At 69.0% G+C, this 18,102-nt stretch carries 20 protein-coding genes; 13 read left to right on the top strand and 7 right to left on the bottom strand.

The genetic code is table 11. The features are described 5' to 3' along the window. Window positions 1–5 precede the first annotated feature (5 nt). The 12 genes from KUV49_RS16430 (at window position 6) to KUV49_RS16375 (ending at window position 12,182) form a co-directional block, all read left to right on the top strand. On the top strand, window positions 6–959 hold the full coding sequence (locus tag KUV49_RS16430; protein ID WP_315899525.1) for a MoxR family ATPase: 954 nt from the start codon (window positions 6–8) through the stop codon (window positions 957–959). Beyond that, window positions 956–1,858 carry a DUF58 domain-containing protein gene (locus KUV49_RS16425; protein WP_222450884.1) on the top strand — a complete coding sequence of 301 codons (903 nt, stop codon included), beginning with the start codon at window positions 956–958 and terminating at the stop codon, window positions 1,856–1,858. Before KUV49_RS16430 ends, KUV49_RS16425 begins: the two co-directional genes overlap by 4 nt. Further along, window positions 1,855–2,217 (top strand): hypothetical protein, encoded by a 363-nt coding sequence (locus KUV49_RS16420; RefSeq protein ID WP_222450883.1) that lies wholly within the window; start codon window positions 1,855–1,857, stop codon window positions 2,215–2,217. Before KUV49_RS16425 ends, KUV49_RS16420 begins: the two co-directional genes overlap by 4 nt. Then, a complete protein-coding gene (locus tag KUV49_RS16415; protein ID WP_222450882.1) occupies window positions 2,210–3,175 on the top strand; it encodes a VWA domain-containing protein in 966 nt (321 codons plus the stop codon). The genes KUV49_RS16420 and KUV49_RS16415 overlap by 8 nt, the downstream gene beginning before the upstream one ends. Next, window positions 3,172–4,065, top strand: a complete 894-nt coding sequence (locus KUV49_RS16410) for a vWA domain-containing protein (protein ID WP_222450881.1) — start codon at window positions 3,172–3,174, stop codon at window positions 4,063–4,065. Before KUV49_RS16415 ends, KUV49_RS16410 begins: the two co-directional genes overlap by 4 nt. Further along, complete coding sequence (locus KUV49_RS16405) at window positions 4,062–4,736, top strand: hypothetical protein (protein WP_222450880.1); 675 nt, start codon at window positions 4,062–4,064, stop codon at window positions 4,734–4,736. Before KUV49_RS16410 ends, KUV49_RS16405 begins: the two co-directional genes overlap by 4 nt. 818 nt (window positions 4,737–5,554) lie before the next feature. Beyond that, window positions 5,555–6,730, top strand: a complete 1,176-nt coding sequence (locus KUV49_RS16400; protein ID WP_222450879.1) for a hypothetical protein — start codon at window positions 5,555–5,557, stop codon at window positions 6,728–6,730. 152 nt (window positions 6,731–6,882) lie between these two features. Next, complete coding sequence (locus tag KUV49_RS16395) at window positions 6,883–7,596, top strand: LuxR C-terminal-related transcriptional regulator (protein ID WP_222450878.1); 714 nt, start codon at window positions 6,883–6,885, stop codon at window positions 7,594–7,596. 10 nt (window positions 7,597–7,606) lie between these two features. After that, complete coding sequence (locus KUV49_RS16390) at window positions 7,607–8,758, top strand: FIST N-terminal domain-containing protein (protein WP_315899524.1); 1,152 nt, start codon at window positions 7,607–7,609, stop codon at window positions 8,756–8,758. Then, a complete protein-coding gene (locus tag KUV49_RS16385; protein ID WP_222450876.1) occupies window positions 8,758–11,052 on the top strand; it encodes an ATP-binding protein in 2,295 nt (764 codons plus the stop codon). Before KUV49_RS16390 ends, KUV49_RS16385 begins: the two co-directional genes overlap by 1 nt. 15 nt (window positions 11,053–11,067) lie before the next feature. Continuing rightward, entirely contained in the window at window positions 11,068–11,742 is a 675-nt protein-coding gene (locus KUV49_RS16380; protein ID WP_315899523.1) for a hypothetical protein, read from the top strand. 113 nt (window positions 11,743–11,855) lie between these two features. Next, the gene (locus tag KUV49_RS16375; protein WP_152498305.1) at window positions 11,856–12,182 is read left to right on the top strand and encodes a hypothetical protein; all 327 of its coding nucleotides are present in this window, start codon (window positions 11,856–11,858) and stop codon (window positions 12,180–12,182) included. 7 nt (window positions 12,183–12,189) lie between these two features. On the opposite strand, the gene pqqE is transcribed toward KUV49_RS16375, so the two are convergent. The 7 genes from pqqE to KUV49_RS16340 all read right to left on the bottom strand — a co-directional run bounded on the left by pqqE (window position 12,190) and on the right by KUV49_RS16340 (window position 17,730). Continuing rightward, a complete protein-coding gene (gene pqqE / locus KUV49_RS16370; protein ID WP_222450875.1) occupies window positions 12,190–13,299 on the bottom strand; it encodes a pyrroloquinoline quinone biosynthesis protein PqqE in 1,110 nt (369 codons plus the stop codon). Beyond that, window positions 13,296–13,571: a pyrroloquinoline quinone biosynthesis peptide chaperone PqqD gene (gene pqqD / locus KUV49_RS16365; protein WP_222450874.1), complete on the bottom strand. Its 276-nt coding sequence runs from the start codon at window positions 13,569–13,571 to the stop codon at window positions 13,296–13,298. Before pqqD ends, pqqE begins: the two co-directional genes overlap by 4 nt. Continuing rightward, window positions 13,571–14,320, bottom strand: coding sequence for a pyrroloquinoline-quinone synthase PqqC (gene pqqC / locus KUV49_RS16360; RefSeq protein ID WP_222450873.1), 750 nt, complete (start codon window positions 14,318–14,320; stop codon window positions 13,571–13,573). Before pqqC ends, pqqD begins: the two co-directional genes overlap by 1 nt. Next, the gene (gene pqqB, locus KUV49_RS16355) at window positions 14,317–15,213 is read right to left on the bottom strand and encodes a pyrroloquinoline quinone biosynthesis protein PqqB (protein WP_222450872.1); all 897 of its coding nucleotides are present in this window, start codon (window positions 15,211–15,213) and stop codon (window positions 14,317–14,319) included. Before pqqB ends, pqqC begins: the two co-directional genes overlap by 4 nt. Window positions 15,214–15,241: 28 nt before the next feature. After that, window positions 15,242–15,340, bottom strand: coding sequence for a pyrroloquinoline quinone precursor peptide PqqA (gene pqqA, locus KUV49_RS16350; RefSeq protein WP_057796095.1), 99 nt, complete (start codon window positions 15,338–15,340; stop codon window positions 15,242–15,244). Window positions 15,341–15,427: 87 nt separating this feature from the next. Next, the gene (locus KUV49_RS16345) at window positions 15,428–16,114 is read right to left on the bottom strand and encodes a response regulator transcription factor (RefSeq protein WP_222450871.1); all 687 of its coding nucleotides are present in this window, start codon (window positions 16,112–16,114) and stop codon (window positions 15,428–15,430) included. A 47-nt stretch (window positions 16,115–16,161) separates the two neighbouring features. Beyond that, window positions 16,162–17,730 carry a sensor histidine kinase gene (locus tag KUV49_RS16340; protein WP_222450870.1) on the bottom strand — a complete coding sequence of 523 codons (1,569 nt, stop codon included), beginning with the start codon at window positions 17,728–17,730 and terminating at the stop codon, window positions 16,162–16,164. A gap of 168 nt (window positions 17,731–17,898) precedes the next feature. Here KUV49_RS16340 and KUV49_RS16335 point away from each other — a divergent pair, with 168 nt between their 5' ends. Beyond that, window positions 17,899–18,102 (top strand): hypothetical protein, encoded by a 204-nt coding sequence (locus tag KUV49_RS16335; RefSeq protein ID WP_222450869.1) that lies wholly within the window; start codon window positions 17,899–17,901, stop codon window positions 18,100–18,102.

Below are 18,102 nucleotides of genomic sequence, written 5' to 3'. Positions count from 1 at the left end.
AGGATGTGCTGAAAGACGCCGGCCAGCGCGATATCGCGGGATTGTTGCAGCAGTTGGGAGACGGGCTGATCGGGCATGAGCGCCTGATCGAGCGGATGACGATCGCGCTGTTGACCGGGGGGCACCTGCTGGTGGAAGGCGCGCCGGGGCTGGCCAAGACGCGGGCGGTGAAATGCCTGGCGCGGGCAGTGGAAGGGTCGTTCGCCCGGATCCAGTGCACGCCCGACCTGATGCCCGCCGACCTGACCGGCACGCCGGTCTACAAGCCCGGGGATGGCAGTTTCGAATTCGTGAAGGGGCCGGTCTTTCACAACCTCGTCCTGGTGGACGAGATCAACCGGGCGCCGCCCAAGGTGCAGTCGGCCCTGCTGGAGGCGATGGGCGAGGGGCAGGTCACGGCGGGCAGCGAGACGCACGGGCTACCCGATCCGTTCCTGGTGGTGGCGACGCAGAATCCGATCGAGCATGAGGGGACCTTTCCGCTGCCCGAGGCGCAGCTGGATCGGTTCCTGCTGCACGTGGTGCTGGACTTGCCGGATATCGAGACCGAGCGGGCGATCCTGAACCTTGTCGAGGCGGAGACCCATGGCGAGGCGGTGCTGCCCGACGCGACGATCAGCCAGCAGAGCCTGAAGGACGCGCGGAAGGCGGTGGCGGATGTGCATCTGGCCGCGGAGTTGCGCGACTATATCGTGCGACTGGTGATGGCGACGCGGGGCGGGGAGTTGGCCGGAGATATCCAGCACGCGGTGTCGCCGCGCGGCACGCTGGCGCTGGCGGCCTCGGCGCGGGCGCGGGCGTTCCTGAAGGGCCGCGACCATGCGCTGCCCGAGGACGTGGCGGCGCTGGCGCCGGACGCGCTGGCGCACCGGATGGTGCTGAGCTGGCGTGCGATGGCCGAGGGGCGGCGCGCGCGGGACGTGGTGGCGGAGATCGTCAAAGCGGTGGAGCCGCTGTGAGTGCCGCGCTGGAGCAGCCGGGAGTCCGGCTTGCCGCCGGGGACCTGATTGCGCTGCGCGCCCATGCGCTGACCGGGCCGGGCGGGGTCGAGCAATGCGCGACGCTGCCGGGTGGGCACGCGACGCGGGTCAAGGGGCAGGGGATCGAGGTGGCGGATATCCGGGATTACCTGCCGGGCGACGACATCCGGCACCTGGACCGGGCCAGCACGGCGCGGACCGGCAAGCTGCATGTGCGGCAGTTCCAGGCGGAGCGGGACCGCGTGCGCTACCTGGTGGCGGATATGCGCAGCGAGATGTTGTGGGGGCTGCGGCGGGCGCTGTTGTCGGTGGCCGCCGCCGAGGCGCTGGTGCTGGATGCCTGGCCGCTGGTCGAAGAGGGCGGGCGCGTCGGCCTCTTGGCGGTGACGGACCGGGATGTGACGGTGGTGCCGCCACGGGGGCGCATCCGCGGAATGCTGGACGTCATCGGCGGGCTGGTGGAGGCCCATGCACGGGCGCTGGAGGATGCGGCGCGGGGCAAGGGCGCGACCGGCGGGGCGCTGTCGCTGGACCGGGCGCTGCACCGGCTGGAGCGGCTGGCGCCGTCGGGGTCGGAGATCGTCATCGCCTCGGGGTTCGATGCGCCGGGCGAGGAGCTGGTGAGGGTGCTGGACGGGTTGGGGCAGCGGCGGGCGATACGGCTGCTGCTGGTGTCCAATACCGACGCCTTGCCGGCGGGGCGGTACCCGGTGCGGCTGGCCGACGGGCGGCGGGCGAATTTGCGGATCGGTATGAACGACGCGGTGCCGACGATGGTGCGGATCGCGGGGCGCGAGGCGCTGGTGGTGGATGCCGGGGCCGATCCGCGCGAGACGGCGCGGGTGCTGATCCGCTATCACGACGAGCATGGCGCATGAGCGGCGCGCCCCTGTCGGAGGCCGCGATGCGCGACAGCCTGCTGGACATACGGCTGCCGCCGGGGGGCGCGGTGGACGCGGTGGCGGATGTGCTGGTGTCGGCGGGGCTGGCGGGATGCGCGGCGCTGGTGGTGGTGGGCCTGATGCGGCTGGCGTTCATGCGACGGCGCGGCGCCGCGAGACCGGGGCTTGAGGCGCGGATCGCCGCGTTGGCGGAGTTGCCCGAGGATGCGCGGCGGGTGGGCTTGCTGCATCTGCTGAGGGAGGTGGCGCCGGAGCGGTATGATGCGCTGCGCCCCAACCTCTATCGGCGGGACGCGGAGATCGACGTGGAGGCGGAGGTCAGGGGGCATGTTTGAGCTCGCGCAGCCGCTGGCGCTGCTGTTGCTGCCGCTGCCGTGGCTGGTGCAGCGCCTCGTGGCGGCGCGGAGCGTGGGCGGTCGTGCGCTGGTGCTGCCGCGCCGGGTGGGCGAGGAGTTGCTGGCGCGGGCCCGGCGTGGGGGCGCTGGCGTGGCGGGGGTGCCTTTGCGCGACGGGGCGTTGTGGCTGGCCTGGGGGTTGCTGGTGGTGGCGCTGAGCGGCCCGAGGGACCTGGCGCCGGTGTCGGCATTGAAGGTGTCGGGGCGGGACCTGGCGATTGCGCTGGACCTGTCCGGCTCGATGGTGCGAGACGATTTCGACCTGGACGGCCGGCAAGTGACGCGGCTGGAGGCGGTGCAGACCGTGGGCGCGGAGTTTGCGCGGCGGCGGGGCGGCGACCGGCTGGCGCTGATCGTGTTCGGATCGGAGGCCTATTACGCGACGCCCTTCACCTTCGACATCGAGGCGGTGGCGCAGGAGATCGAGACCTCGGTGATCGGCATCTCGGGGCGGGCGACGAACATCTCGGACGGGCTGGGGCTGGCGCTGAAGCGGATGAGCGACAGCGACGCGGCGAGCAAGGTGGTGATCCTGCTGTCGGACGGGGTGAACAACGCGGGGGCGACGAAGCCCCTGGGCGTGGCGGAACTGGCCGCCGACATGGGCGTGCGGGTGCATACGATCGCGCTGGGACCGAAGGACCTGGAGAGTGCCGAGGAGGGCGAGCGCGGCGTGGTCGATGCGCGCACCTTGCGGGCGATTGCGGAGGTGTCGGGCGGCGAGAGTTTCCGGGTGCGCACGACGGAGGATCTGCAGCAGGTGGCGGAGGCGCTGGACCGGCTGGAGGCGAATGACAGCGACGGGCTGGCGGCCGAGATCTACCGCGACTACTGGCCGTGGCCGGCCGCGGCGGCGGCGTTGCTGTGCCTTTTCGTGATCGCGAGGGACCCGGCATGAGCCTCGACGTGACATTGCTGCGGCCCCTGTGGCTGCTGGCGCTGCCGGTGCTGGCGGGGCTGGCGTGGTGGCTGTGGTCGCGGCGGCAGGGGCTGGGCGACTGGCAGCGGGCGGCGGAGCCGGGGATGATCCGGGCGATGGCGGCGCTGGGCCGGGTGGAGGCGCAGGCGGGGCGCTCGGGCCTGTGGGCCGGGATGGCGATGCTGGTGATCGCGGTGCTGGCGCTGGCGGGGCCGGCGGTGGAGCGGCGGGACACGCCAAGCTTTCGCAACCTCGACGGGGTGCTGTTCGTGGTGGATGCCTCGGCCAGCGTCACGGAGGATGCGCGCTGGCCACGGATGCAGGCGCTGGGCCGGTTCGGGCTGGCCAGCCTGGGGACGCGGCCCGGAGGGATCGTGGTCTACGGCGGTGATGCGTATCTGGCCACCGGCATGACGCTGGATCACGTGCAGCTGGGGCAGACCTTTTCGCTGATCGGGCCGGAGCTGGTGCCGGACCCCGGCACGCGGCCCGAGCGGGCGCTGGCGCTGGCGGCGGCGCGGCTGGAGGAGGCCGAGATCATCGCGGGCGACGTGGTGCTGTTCACCGACGGGGCGGGGCTGGGGCCGGAGAGTTTGCGGCTGGCGGCAAGGCTGGCGGAGATGGGCGCGCGGCTGTCGGTGGTGGGGATGGGCGACGCGCCGTCGCTTCGGACCCATGCGCAGGCGGGGGGCGGGCAGGTCTTCGGCCTCGACGATGCCGACGCGCTGGCGGATATGCTGGGGCAGGACATGGCGGCGCGGCTGGAGCGGCAGGACTATCCGCTGATCTTCTGGAGCGACATGGGGCGGTACCTGTTGCTGCTGGCCGCCGTGCCGATGCTGCTGATGTTCCGCAGGCAGGGCGCATGAGGGGGCTGGCGCTGCTCACGGCGGTCTTCCTGCTGGCGGGAGGGGCTCTTGGCGGCGCGGCGTCGCTGGGGCGCGTGCTGTTGGCGGTGGGCCTGCCGGGCTGGGCGGCGGAGGTGTTCGAGGCGCCGGAGTGGCAGGGCGTGGCGCGGTTCCGGGCGGGCGACTACGGCGCGGCGGCGGCGGCCTTTGCGGCGGCGGGAGACGAGTACAACCTTGGCAACGCGCAGGTGTTCGCGGGGGACTACGCGCGGGCGCTGGAAGCCTATGATCTGGCCATCGCGGCGGGCGATCCGCGGGCGCGGGCGAATTTCGACGTGGTGGCGGCGTATTACGCGGGGCTGGCCATCGACCCGGAAGCGCTGGCGCTGCTGCCCGACCGCAAGCGCGGGTCCACGGCGGACGCGGAGGTGGGGCAGGGCGACGCGCGCGCGGCGGGGACCGGGGATGGCGTGAGCAATACCAGCGCGGTGCTGGGGATGGCGGAGCTGGAGAGCCGCGGCAAGCTGGGCGTGCGGCGGGTGTTCAAGGACTATTTCATGGTGGCCGACGAGCGCTGGCTTTTGCAGCTGGAGGACGTGCCGGGAGAGTTCATGGCCGAGCGGATCCTGCAGGAGCACAAGCGGCGCGACAAGCTGGGGCTGTCGCCGCCCGAGCCGGAGGACCCAAGATGAGGGGGATCTTGCAGGCGACACGGGGGCCGGTGCGCCCGGCGACGGGAGGTCCCGGATCGGGTCCGGGACGGAGGGGAAGAGGCGTGGGGTGCGCTTTGCTTGCGCGCCTGGCCGGGTGGTGCGGGTGGCAATGGTCGGCGCGGCCCGCAATGGCGGACGGGGAGGACAGGGTCGTGGGTCCGCCCCGGCCTGCGAGCCGGGGCCTCTGGTGGTGGCGGCCGAGAGGTCCCGGATCAAGTCCGGGACGGCGGGGGAGAGGCCTGGGGCGCGCGTTGCTTGCGGGCCTGGCCGGGTGGTGCGGACGGCATCTGTGGGTGCGGCCCGGGAGGGCGGACGGGGAGGACAGGGTCGTGGGGCCGCCCCGGCCTGCGGGCCGGCGCCTCTGGTGGTGGCGGCCGAGAGGTCCCGGATCAAGTCCGGGACCGCGGGGGAGAGGTGTGGGGTGCGCGTTGCTTGCGCGCCTGGCCGGGTGGTGCGGGCGGCAATGGTCGGCGCGGCCTGGAATGGCGGACCGGGGGGACAGGGTCGTGGGTCCGCCCCGGCCTGTGAGCCGGGGCCTCTGGTGGTGGTGGCCGAGAGGTTCTGGATTGGGTCCGGGACGGCGAGGTGGAGGCGTGGGGTGCGCGTTGCTTGCGGGCCTGGCCGGGTGGTGCGGGCGGCAATGGTCAGCGCGGCTTGGAATGGCGGATCGGGGGGACAGGGGCGTGGGCCCGCCCCGGCCTGTGAGCCGGGGCCTCTGGTGGTGGCGGCCGGGAGGTCCCGGATCAAGTCCGGGACGGGGGGTGCGGGCGGCGGGCGTGTGCGTTTGGGTGTTGGCGATGGTCGTTCTGGTGATCCCGGGCATCGCGGTCGGGCAGACGCGCGAGGTGCATCCCGGCGAGTTGTCCCTGGAGGTCAGCGTGGAAGAGCGCGCGGCGACGCCCTACACGCGGGAAATGGTGCTGCTGACGATCCGCGGCACCTATCGGCGTTACATCACCCGCGAGATGCTGGTGCAGCCGGAGCTGGAGGGGTTCAACTGGTCGCAGCTGGGGCCCGACACCTGGCGCGATGAGCGGGTGGACGGGCGCAAGGTCAAGGTTTTTATCCGGCGCATGGCGGTCTACCCGGAGCGCCCCGGAACCCTGACCATCGGGGCGTTTCGCCACCGGCTGACGCTGACGGACGAGGGCGATGACTGGTTCGCGCACGAGATCGCGTCGGAGCCGATCACGATCGAGGTGGACCCCGCGCCGACGGACAGCGACTGGTGGTTCCCGGTGCGGCGGCTGGAAGTGTCGGACCAGTGGTCGAACGCGCCCGACCAGCTGACGCCTGGGGAAGGCGTGTTGCGGGTGATCCGCATCGAGGCGCTGGGGGCCACGCCCGAGATGATCCCGCCGATGCCGGAGCTGACCTCGCCCACGGGCATGATCTTCGCCCACCCGGAAAAGCGGCTGATCCAGCTGACGCCGGAGGGGCCGAAGACCATCGCGTTCTGGCGCTGGACGATCCGGCCGGGCAACGACGTGTCGGCCGTGGTGGAGCCGCTGAGCTTTGATTACTTCGACACCACGACGCGGCAGAGCCGGACGGTCGAGATCGGCGCACAGCGGGTGGCCTATGGCGCGCGGGTGCCGGGGAGTGGCGATGACCCTGCCGACAGCGCGCAGGCGGCGCCCCGGCCCGACCCCGCCGAAGCGGTCCTGCCGGGAGGTCCGGCGCTGGGCGCGGCGCTGGCGGTGTTCGCGGCGGCGCTGATGCTGGGCCTGCGCGGGCGGGCTTGGTCGGGCCTGCCGCGGCTGTCGGACCGGGTGCCGGCCCTGCATCCGCAGCGGCGCGCGCTGCGCCGGGCGGCGCGGGCCGGACGCGTCGGGGAGATGCGGCGGGCGCTGGTGGCGCTGTCCCGGTCGGGCCCCGGCGCGGACCGCTATCGCGCCCGGCTGGCGGAGCTGGACCGGGCGATCTATTCGGACGCGGCCCCGGCGGGCGACCTGGCGCGGTTTTCGCGCTGAGGCGGGACGGTCGCGGGGCCTGCAGGGCAAGGCGACGTCGTGCTGCGCGCCGGCGCCGGGCGGGTGGCCGAGTGTCGCCGGTTGCACCGCGCCTGTTCCAAACGGTTGATCATTCTCGATTTGGTGCTACTTTTCCATACGGGAGGATCGGCATGTTGGCAGCAAGAGACGAATGCGCGGGCGCGCGGCCTGTGTCGTCCGTGATGATCGTGGACGACCATCCGCTTTACAGCGACGCGCTGGAAACGGCGCTGACGCTGGGGTTTCCGGGATGCGACATCCGCAAGGCCGGCAGCCTTCAGGCCTGTTTCGACCTGGTGGACGGTGATTTCAGACCAGACCTGGTGATGTTCGACCTCAAGCTGCCGGACGTGACCGGCGTGTCGGGTTTCGAAAAGCTGCGCGCGCGTCTGCCCGAGGCGCGGGTGCTTGTGATCTCGTCGCTGGCATCGAGCGAACTGGTGCGCCGGCTGTTGCGGTCCGGCGCGATGGGGTTCCTGCCGAAGGACGCCTCGGCCAAGACGCTGCACTTCGCGGTCACCGAGATCGCCGCCGGGCGGCGCTATGTGCCCGCCGAGTACGTCGATGCGGAAGCCGGCGAGGAGCAGGACGATCTGTTCAAGACCACGCCGGAGCTGAGCATCCTGACGCCGCAGCAGGTCAATATCCTGAAGCTGATCTGCGCCGGCAAGCCCAACAAGCAGATCGCCTATGAGCTGTCGCTGGCGGAGGCCACGGTGAAGGCGCATATCACCGCGCTCTTGCGGCGGCTGGACGTGCGCAACCGGACCCAGGCGGTGGTGTTCGTGGAATCGGTGATGGCGCGCCATGCCGAACCCGAGGCGCGCGCCTTCCTTCAGCACTAGGCGCGGACGCGTGAAGCCCGCCCCCCCTGAATTCGTGATCATCGGGGAATCCCGGGCCGAGGACCCCGCCGCGGCGGTGGCCGAGGCGAGCGAGGCGCTGGTGGGCAAGGGGCTGTGCTTCGTGTTCGCGATCCTGCCCGGTTGCCTGGACGTTGACGAGACCAGCGCGCTGTTGTCCGGGGCGTTTCAGGGCGTGCCGGTCTTCGGCTGCAGTTCCGCCGGGCAGATCACCACCGACGGCTATGACGACCAGGCGCTGTTGCTGCTGGGCTTTCCGCGCCGGAACTTCCGCTGCGCGTCGATGCTGTTTCGGGACCTGCGGCCGGATCATGCCACGGCCTTTGCCGCCGAGGCGCAGAAGCAGGCCGAGCGGTTCCGGCACACGGCGGGCTGGAACCGCTTCGCGCTGATCGTGGCGGACGGGTTGTCCAAGCAGGAGGACCTGCTGGTGTCGACGCTGGACGCGGTGCTGGGCGACGTGCCGATCTTCGGCGGCTCGGCCGGCGACGGGCTGAAGTTCGAGCGGACCTTCGTGCTGCATGACGGCGAGGCGCATTCGGGGGCCGCCGTGCTGTTGCTGATCGAGACCGACCTGCAGTTCCAGGGCGTGGCGTTCGACCATTTCCAGCCCGAGGGCGCGCAGATCGTGATCACCTCCGCGGACCCGGAGGAGCGGCTGGTCTACGAGATCAACGGCGCGCCGGCGGCGGAGGAATACGCGCGACTGGTGGGCTGCCCGCCCGGGGCGCTGAGCCCCGAGGTGTTCGCGGAAAACCCGATGATGCTGCGCCACAACCTGACCCATTACGCCCGCGCGATCAGCGATACCAAGCCGGGCGGCGCGCTGTCGTTGCTGGCGGCCATCGACGACGGGTTGATCCTGACCCTTGGCAAGGCGAAGGGCAGCCTGGATGCGCTGCACGAGGGGTTGTCGACGCGGGACGCGGCGGGACGGGAGCCGGATTTCATCCTGGGCTTCGACTGTTTCCTGCGGCGGCTGGAATTCGAGCACAAGCAGCTGACGCAGGAGGTGTCGAACATCCTGCGCGCCCACCGGGTGATCGGGTTCAACACCTATGGCGAGCAGAAATCGGGCCTGCACATGAACCAGACCTTCGTCGGCGTGGCGTTCTTCAGGCCCGAAGCGCGGGTGCTGAACTGATGCTGGTGAACCCCGACGAGCCGCTGGATGTGCAGGTCGAGCGCCAGGCGCGGATCATCGACGCGCTGATGCGGCGGGCGAACCGGCAGGACGATGTGCGCCCCTCGGCGTTCCGGGCGTTCCAGTCGGCCATCGAGCTGCAGGAGAAGATGCAGGCGCAGGGCCGCGACCTGGCGCGCGCTGTGTCGGAGCTGGAAACGGTCCGTGGCGAGCAGGAGCGGATGCGCAAGAGCCTGGTGGCGGCGCTGTCGTCGATGGAGGGCGGCTTTGCCCTCTTTATCGACGGCAAGCTGGAGCTGTGCAACCACCTGTTTTTGCAGCTTTTCCCGGATATCTCGAACAAGATCGACACCGGGCTGTCGATTGGCCGGTTCTTTGCGCGGCTGGTGTCTAGCAAGTTCTTCCGCTCGGCCGACCGCAACCTGGCCACCCTGCCCAGCACGCTGGAGAAGCGGCGCGACGAGGGGGTGATTACCTCGGTCATGATCGAGATGGCCGACGACCGCTGGTTCCAGCTGAGCGCGCAGCACACCTCGGGCGACAACGTGGTGCTGCTGTTGACCGAGATCACCGATTTCGTGCGGCGCAACAGGTCCGAGAAGGAAAGCCTGATCGACCGGCAGGAGGATTACCTGAAGGCGGTGTTCCAGACGCTGACCTCGGGGGTGTGCACGTTCTCGTCGCGGGGCAAGGTTCTGATGCATAACGGCCAGTTCCGCGAATTGCTGGGGCTGCCCGCGTCCTATGTCGCGGAAGGCGAGCCGGTGACGGCGCTGGTGGAGTATCTTTTCGCCAACGGGCTGGCGGTCGAGGGCGATGCCGTCAACATCGAGGCGATCTATCGCAAGCTGGTGACCGAGGGCGCGTTTCGCCAGCGCGTGCGGCTGGGGCCCGAGCGGGTGCTGGAACTGCACATGCACGAGATGCCCGACAGCGGCTACCTGGTGGAGGTCGAGGACGTCACGCTGGAGGCGCGGGCGACCGAGACGCTGGAACGCCGGGTGATGGAGCGCACCGCCGAGCTGACCCGCGCCAATGAGAAGCTGACCGAGGAATACGAAAAGAAGGCGCGGGTCGAGGAAGCCTTGCGCGACGCCAAGGACAAGGCGGAGAAGGCGGTGTCCTCGAAGACGCGTTTCCTGGCCGCCGCAAGCCACGACCTGTTGCAGCCGATCAATGCCGCCAAGCTGTTGATCTCGACCCTGCTGGAGACGTCGCGCGGAACCGACATGCATGGCATGGTGGAGCGGCTGGAAGGATCGTTCCGCTCGACCGAGCAGCTCTTGCACCTGCTGCTGGACATCTCGCGGCTGGAAAGTGCGGCGCCCGACACGGTGTCGCCGCTGGTGGTGAACCTGACCTCGATGATGAACAGCATCCATGCCGACCAGAGCCTGGTGGCCGAGCAGAAGAACGTGAGCCTGAAGATGGTGCCCTGTTCGGTGCTGGTGCGGTCCGACCCGGTCTACCTGTTGCGGTCGATCCAGAACCTGGTGGTGAACGCGATCCAGTACACCCAGCCGGGGGGCCGCGTCCTGGTCGGGTGCCGCCGCCGCAAGGGCCGCGTGGTGCTGGAGGTGTGGGACACCGGCATCGGCATTCCCAAGCGCGACCAGCAGCGGGTGTTCGAGGAGTTCGCCCGCGCCGATGGCGAGAAGCTGGCCGCGGGCGTCGGTCTGGGCCTGTCGGTGGTGGAGCGGGCCTGTCGCCTGCTGGGTCACAAGCTGTCGGTGAAGTCGAAGCCCGGCGTGGGGTCGGTGTTCCGGATCGAGCTGGAGACGGTGACGGACGCGCCCGCGGTCAATGAGCCCCTGAGCCTTGCGTCGAATGCCGACGACCTTCTGGAGAACCAGATCGTCCTGCTGATCGAGAACGACGATGACGTGCTGTTCGGAACCACCAAGCGGCTGGAACAATGGGGGGCGGACGTGCTGGCCTGCCGGTCGATCGACGAGGCGGTGACCTGTGTCGAGGACATGGGCATGGCGCCGGATATCATCCTGGCCGACTATACGCTCGACGATGACGAGACCGGGGTGGATGCCATCGGACGGGTGCGCAAGCTGACCAAGGTTCATGTGCCGGCGATCCTGATCACCGCCGATCGCAGCCCCAGGGTGCGGGCGGCGGGGCTGACCTATGACATCTCGGTGATCTACAAGCCGGTGAAGCTGAACCGGCTGCGGCCGCTGATGGCCTGGAAGATCGGTCAGCAGGGGGATGCCGACGGGCAGGGTGATACGAAAGTGGCCGGTGACAGCGCCGCCGGAGCCTTTAGTGTCTGGCCTGAATAGGGAGGAGATTTGAGCATGATGATGCGCGTGACGAGTGCCCTGGCCGGGCTTGTCCTGGGCTGTGCCACCGCCGTGGCCGCGCCATTGAGCGGGCAGGAAACCTATGACCTGTTGTTCAGGAACGGCACGCTGGACGAGGTGTCGCGGGACATGGCGCTGGTTTACACGCGGCAGGTCAGCAACGCGCTGGCGCCCGAGGCGGCGGAGCGCGACAGCGGCAAGGTGGCCCTGACCGTGGGCGAGGGCGAGAGCCCGCTGGCGGTGCTGGAATTGCGGCAGGGCGAAAAGTACCGCAAGCTGGGGCAGTTCCCGGCCAGCGTGGGCAATCCGATGATCATGTTCTTCTACGAGTCCACCGTGCGCGACATGGCCGAGACTGCCGGGGGCAGCAAGTTCTACATCCGCAACCGGGTGAAGGAGGCGCTGGTGCAGCCCAACGAGGTGACGATGGGCGAGGCTGAGTTCGACGGGCGGACGGTCGAGACGCAGACGGTGACGATGCAGCCTTTCGCCGAGGACCCGAACCGGGCGCAGATGCGCGGCTTCGGTGATCTGGAACTGACGGTCACGATGTCCGAGGATGTGCCGGGCTGGTACCTGAGCCTCGTGGCCGAGGCGCCGGGGCCGGAGGGCGGCGACGGCTATCGCTCGGAAGTGACGTTCGAGACGCTGGAGGAGGTGGAGCAATGAGACAGCCGGCTGAGTACAGCGCACCGCGTCCCGGGCTTGACCCGGGACCTCTGCGTTCGGGCAAGAGGGCCCGGCGCGGGGGCCGGGGCGGCGTGGGGCAGGCGTTGGTCGCGATGCTGATCGCGGCGCCGGGGCTGGCGCTGGGCCAGACGGCCGCAGAGCGGCTGAACGATTTTCCCACGGCGGCGCGGGCGGATTACGTCTTTGCCTGCATGTCCACCAACGGCACCACGCGCGAGATGCTGCAGAAATGCTCGTGCTCGGTGGACGAGGTGGCGCAGATCCTGTCCTACGAGGAGTACCTGGAGGCCGAGACGGTGTTGTCGATGCGCCGGGTGGGCGGTGAGCGCATGGCGGTGTTCAACAGCTCGGCCGCCGCGCAGAACCTGGTGGCGGAGCTGCGCCGGGCGCAGGCCGAGGCCGAGATCGTCTGTTTCTGAACAGACCTCAGCTGGTCGGCTCGACCGCTTTCTTGCCGGGCATGGTGCGGTAGACCAGCGGTGCGTCGGTGTTGGATGCGTGGGTGTCGGCCTGCGCCTGGAGCGCCCCGTGATGGGGGGACTTGATGCAGACCGGATCGGTCGCGGCGGGATCGCCGACGACGGCCATGGCCTGGCACCGGCAGCCGCCGAAATCCACCAGCTTGCGGTCGCAGGATTTGCAGGGCTCCTGCATCCAGTCGGTGCCGCGATAGGCATTGAAGGCGCTGCTTTGGTACCAGATCTCGTCCAGCGGCTTGTCCTGCACGCGCTCGAATTCCAGGTGCGGGATGGACTGCGCGGCATGGCAGGGCAGGACCTGCCCGTCGGGCGCGACGTTGAGGCCGGTGCTGCCCCAGCCGCCCATGCAGCGCTTGGGGTAATCGTCGTGATAGTCCGCGGGCACGTAGTCGATCACCAGCTTGCCTTTGAGCGCGGCACGGGATTCGGCCACGATACGCGTGGCCTCGCGGGCCTGTTCGCGGGTGGGCATGAGGGTGTCGAGGTTTTTCAAGGCCCAGCCGTGGAATTGCACGGTCGCCACTTCGATGCGGCGGGCGCCCATTTCCTGTGCCATCTCGATGGCGCGGGGCAGCTGGTGCAGGTTGCGGCGGTGCAGGACGGCGTTGAGCGTGAGCGGAAAGCCGATCTGGCCGATCCACTCGGCGACCTGCATCTTGCGCTTGTAGCCGCCGTTATAGCCGCCGATCTCGTCGGCCATCTCGGGCGTGGTGCCTTGCAGCGAGAGCTGGATGTGGTCGAGGCCGGCGTCGTCCAGTTCCTTCAGCCTGCGCTCGGTCAGGCCGATGCCGGAGGTGATGAGGTTGGTATAGAGCCCGGCGTCGCGGGCGGCCTGCACGAGCGGCACCAAGTCACGGCGCGAGGCGGGCTCGCCGCCCGAGAGGTGCAGTTGCAGCACGCCCAGGCGCGCCGCCTCGTCAAAGACGCGGACCCAGGTTTCGGTGTCCAGCTCGCTGTCCTGCCGCGCCAGTTCCACGGGGTTGGAACAATAGGGGCAGGAGAGCGGACAGCGGTGCGTCAGCTCTGCGAGCATGGCGATGGGGGCGGGTATCTTCATGCCGTCACGTCCAGGAACCGGCGGTCGCGCAGGGCGGTCAGAAAGCCGTTGCTGTCTTGCGCGATCTGCTCGACCGGGGCGTTGTATTTCTCGGAGAGGGCCTGCGTGATCTCGCCGAAGCTGCGCTGCCCGTCGACCTCGGTCAGGATGGCGTGGCCGATCTGGTCGAGGGTGATGGCGCGTTCGGGGGCCAGAAGTACCCAGGTTTCACGCACCTTGTCGAAATGCAGGCGCACGCCGCGGGGCAGCGTGGGGATGTCGGTGGTGTTCATCACGACGCCCTTTCGAGCAGCAGACCTTCGCCGGGTTGCCAGCCGCCGGGCGGGATGCGGGCGGGTTCGACATAGGCGCTCCAGAGCGCGTCGAGTTGGGACCAGAGCACGTCTGTCTTGAAGATCAGGGCGTTGGCGGCGGCGTCCTGCTTTTCCTTCGTATCGGCGTGGTCGAGCACCCAGGCAAGGCCGAAGGCGACGTCCTTGGGCGCTTCCTTGAGCCGGGTCTTGAAATAGCTGAGCGAACTGTCGTCGGCGAAATCGTAGTTCTTGAGCAGCCCCTCGATCCGGTTGGCGTGGATCTTGGGGGCGAAAAGCTCTGTCAGGGAGGAGGCCACTGCCTCGAGCAGGGTCTGGTCGCGGACGAAGCGGACATAGGCGTCGCAGGCGAATTTCGTGGCGGGCAGGACGCCCTCGCGGGAGGCGACATAGACCGGGTCGAGGCCCACGGCCTCGGCCAGGCGCAGCCAGCGCTTGATGCCGCCTTCGTTCTCGGCGGTTCCGTCGTGATCCTCGATGCGGGACCGCCAGGCGCGGCGCAGGTCGGGATCCTCGACGCGGCTCATGAAGGCGGCGTCCTTCATCGGGATGGTGTGCTGGTAGTAATAGCGGTTCAGCACCCAGGCGCGGACCTGGTCGGGGGTGCAGTCGCCGCCATGCAGGCGGTCGTGGAACGGGTGCAGGTCGTGATACCGCTCGGCGCCGATCTGGCGCAGGCGGGATTCAAAGTCTTCGCGGCTTTGCGTCATGGGGTGATCTCCATTCCGTCCTGTCCGATGATCCAGCCCGCTGCCTGGGCCTCGGCCTTTTCCGCAGAGTCTGGGCGCAGCACCGGGTTGGTGTTGTTCATGTGTACGAAGACCTTCTTGCCGATGTCGACCCCCGCGAAGGCGGCGATGGAGCCGTCGGGGCCGGACATGGACATGTGGCCCATGCGTTTGCCTGTCTTCTTGCCGAGGCCCGCGCGGACCATTTCGTCGTCGCGCCAGAGCGTGCCGTCGAAAAACACCATGTCGGCGCCCTGAAGGCGCTCGCGTAAGTCGTCGGTAAGGCGGGCGCAGCCGGGGATGTAGAAGGCCGTCGTGTCGCCGTTTTCCAGCACGACGCCCACGGTCTGGTCGCCCATCAGGTCGGTCTCGACCGTCTCGCCCTCCATGTAGAGCGGGACCTTGCCCGGCACGGCGAAAAGCGTCGCGGTGAGGTCGGGGGCCAGTTCGAACGGCGCGTCGAGGGCGATGTTGGTGCGGGTGACGACGTCGGAGTTGAGCGCGTCGAAAATGGGGTTCGCGGCCAGTACCTCGTGGATGCCCTTGGTGGCGAAGAGCGTGAAGGGCTGCATTTCGCGCAAGGTGAGCAGGCCGGCGACGTGGTCGATATCGCCGTTTGTGACCAGCACGGAGCTCAGCGGCAGTTTGCGCAGGTCCGTGGGGTGAAGCGCGGATGTGTTCGCCAACTGGTCGCGTATGTCGGGCGATGCGTTCAGGATCGCCCAGTCCGTACCATTGCCGGTTACGGCGAGGGACGATTGTGTCTGTGAGGGAATGTCGCCTGAACGCGCGAGATTGCAGTTGTCACAACCGCAATTCCACTGGGGCAGGCCGCCCCCGGCAGCAGCGCCGAGAATATGCGCGCGGAATGACATCGAGATATCCTCCCGCGCGCAAACAGTCTTAGATCAGGACTTCGCGCTCTTCGTCGAAGTCAGGTCCGTACATGTTGATTTCCATGCCGCATTCGATTTCGCGGATGATCGGTTTTGCCCATGCCATGATGGTTCTCCTCCTTTGAATAACACTGTAAACATGACAACTCGGCCGCCGTATTGCGACTCTTATTTTCTATAAAACGCTTAGACTTTAGTCCAAGTTCCGGCATTCCGTGCGCGGCGTAAGGCCGTCTATGGCGAAGCCTTTGTTCCTTACGGTCTTGATTTCAAATCCGAAATCGGCGTCGCGCAGCTTTTTCCGCAAATAGCCGATATAGACGTCCACCACGTTTTCGTTACCCGACCCCTCGGCCTGCCAGAGCGCATCGAAGATGTCGCCGCGCGGCAAAGGGGTGCCGTCATGGGCGATGAGAAGGCGCAGAAGGTCGTCCTCGCGCTCGGTCAGCGAGACCCTGGCGGTCTGGGTCTGCAGGCTGCGGTCGGGGGTCAGCGTGGCGGGCTGGGGGCGCTGCGAGGTCGCGCGGCGTTCCTGCACGCGCAGGCGGGCGACCAGTTCGTCGAAGCTGAAGGGTTTGACCACGTAATCGTCGGCCCCGGCCTCGAGCCCCGCCGTGCGGTGTTCGACATCCGAGAGCGCGGAGAGCATCAGGATCGGCAATGTGGCGCCGCTCTCGCGGGCGCGGCGGACGAGGTCGAGGCCGCTGTCGGCGCCCAGCATGACGTCGATGATGGCGCCCGAGAAGGTCTCGGTCCGCAGCTTTTCAAGCGCGTGGTCATAGCGGTTGACCGTCTCGGCCTCGTAGCCGTGCAGGCCCAGCCCCCGCGCCAGGGCGGAGGTGATTTCCGGGTCGTCGTCGACGATCAGGAGGCGGGTCATGGCGGGGCGGTCTCTTTCGCGGCTGCGGGCTTGAGGATAGCGCCGTTTTAGCCGGATGAAAGGGAAAGGCGAACCGCGATCTTTGTCCCGGGTGCGTCGCCGAGGGCGGTGTCGCGGGGGACGGGGCTTTCAAGGGTGATGGTGCCGTCATGGGACTCGATCACCCAGCGGGCGAGCGCGAGGCCGATGCCGAACCCCTGGGCCGAGGCGCTGCCCGCCTGGGAAAAGCGCTCGAAGATGCCGGGCTGGTCCTCGGGCGGGATGCCGGGGCCGTTGTCGGTGACGGCGATCCGGGCCGTGGCATCGTCAGCCTGCGCGTCGAGGCGGATCCGGCCGCCGTCGCGGGCGTGACGGATGGCGTTGCGGACGAGGCCCACCAGCACCTGCCGGATCCAGTTGCGGTCGCAGGTGAGGGTGACGTGGGGCACGTCCGAGAGGGTGAGGGTCATTCCGGCGTTGTCGGCCTCGGCGCGGACTTCCTCGTGGACTTCGGCCATGAGGTCGGGGAGGGGAACGGGCGCGGACTCCAGCGCCAGTTGGCCGCTGTCGGAGCGGGCGACGCGCAGAAGGTCGTCGATGCGGCGGTTGAGGCGCGCGGCGCGGGCCTCGATCGTGGCGAAGGCATCGGCGTCGGGTCCGCCCGCGGCGCGGCCGATCTGCGCCTCCATCAGGATGACGGTGAGGGGCGTGCGCAATTCGTGGCTGACATCGGCGAAGAAGCGGCGGCGGTTCTCGTCGATCTCGGCCAGGGTTTCGTTGGCGGCGCGCAGTTCCTCGGTCCTGGCGGCGATGATGCTGCTGAGTTGCGCGCGGTCCTCTTCGACCGCCGATTTGCGGGCGGCGAGGGCGTGGGCCATGCGGTTGGTCTCGGCGTAGAGACCGCCGATCTCGTCCCGGCGGGTTTCGGGCAGGTCGATGGCGAAATCCTCTTGCCCGATCTTCTGGGCCGCCTCGCGCAGGCGGTCGAGCCGGGCGAATTGCGGACGGATGAGGCCGAAATAGAAGGCCAGCACCATCACCACGGCGGCGACGGCGATGCCGATGGCCGCCAGGCTCAGCTTCTTGCGGAGGGTGACGATCTCGGCGCGGATGTCGGCGCGGAACATCTGTTCGGTCTGGACCGCCTGGCTGAGCAGGGGGTCGAAGCCGGTGGCGAAGCTGTCGATATGGGCTTGCAGGCGGGGGCGGTCGATGTCGTCCTCGCCGAGGCCGCGCATGGTGCTGGACAGGAGCGCCTCCATCCGGGCGAGGCCGAGGGACTGGGTGCCGAAGCGGGACTGGGCGTCGAGGCCGAGATCCTGGGCCTCCTCTACCGCCTGGGCGACGTTCTGTTGCAGGCGCACGAAGGAGCGGCGCAGGTTTTCCACCACGGGCTCGAGCCGCTCGACCCGGGTGGCGGCGGGCATCTCGCGCTGCACGGCCTCGGTCGCGACGACGAGGAAGGTGGCGGCCTGGGTCGAGAGGCCCGCATAGCCCGACATGCGCTGTTCGGCCTTGAGCGTGGCATCGAGACGGTCGGATACGGCGAGAAGGCCGAGCCAGAGGATGAGCGCCGTGACCCATGTCCCGATCCCGAGGGCGAGGGCGCCGAGGCCGAGGAGGGTTTTCAGCGACATGGCAAGGCTGCCCTGAAATTAAGCATTAATGCTGCAGCGCAGCATAATATTGCGCAAATTCTGGCGTGACGCGGTGCGCACGGTGCGGTTACGCTTTTCTTAGGGCCGATGGGGTCGGATGGCTGGAGGCACGGGAGCGAGGACCAACGCAACGCGTAAGGAACGATCATGATAGAGCTCCTGTTCGTCGCCTGCCTGGCGACAGATCCCACCCAATGCCGAGAGCGCAGCCTTGTGTTCACCGATGTCACGCCGATGCAGTGCCTTGCCGGGGCGCAGCCGGAACTGGCGCGCTGGGTATCGACCCATCCCAACGAGCGGGTCCTGAGCTGGCGCTGCCGGACGGTGAACGATACCGAGTTCGACATCTGA

Origin of the sequence: Roseovarius atlanticus (assembly GCF_019802205.1) — a bacterium.
GTDB lineage: Bacteria > Pseudomonadota > Alphaproteobacteria > Rhodobacterales > Rhodobacteraceae > Roseovarius > Roseovarius atlanticus_A.
The sequence above is the reverse complement of the archived record's forward strand: the minus strand, read 5'-3'. Positions and strand labels throughout refer to the sequence as shown.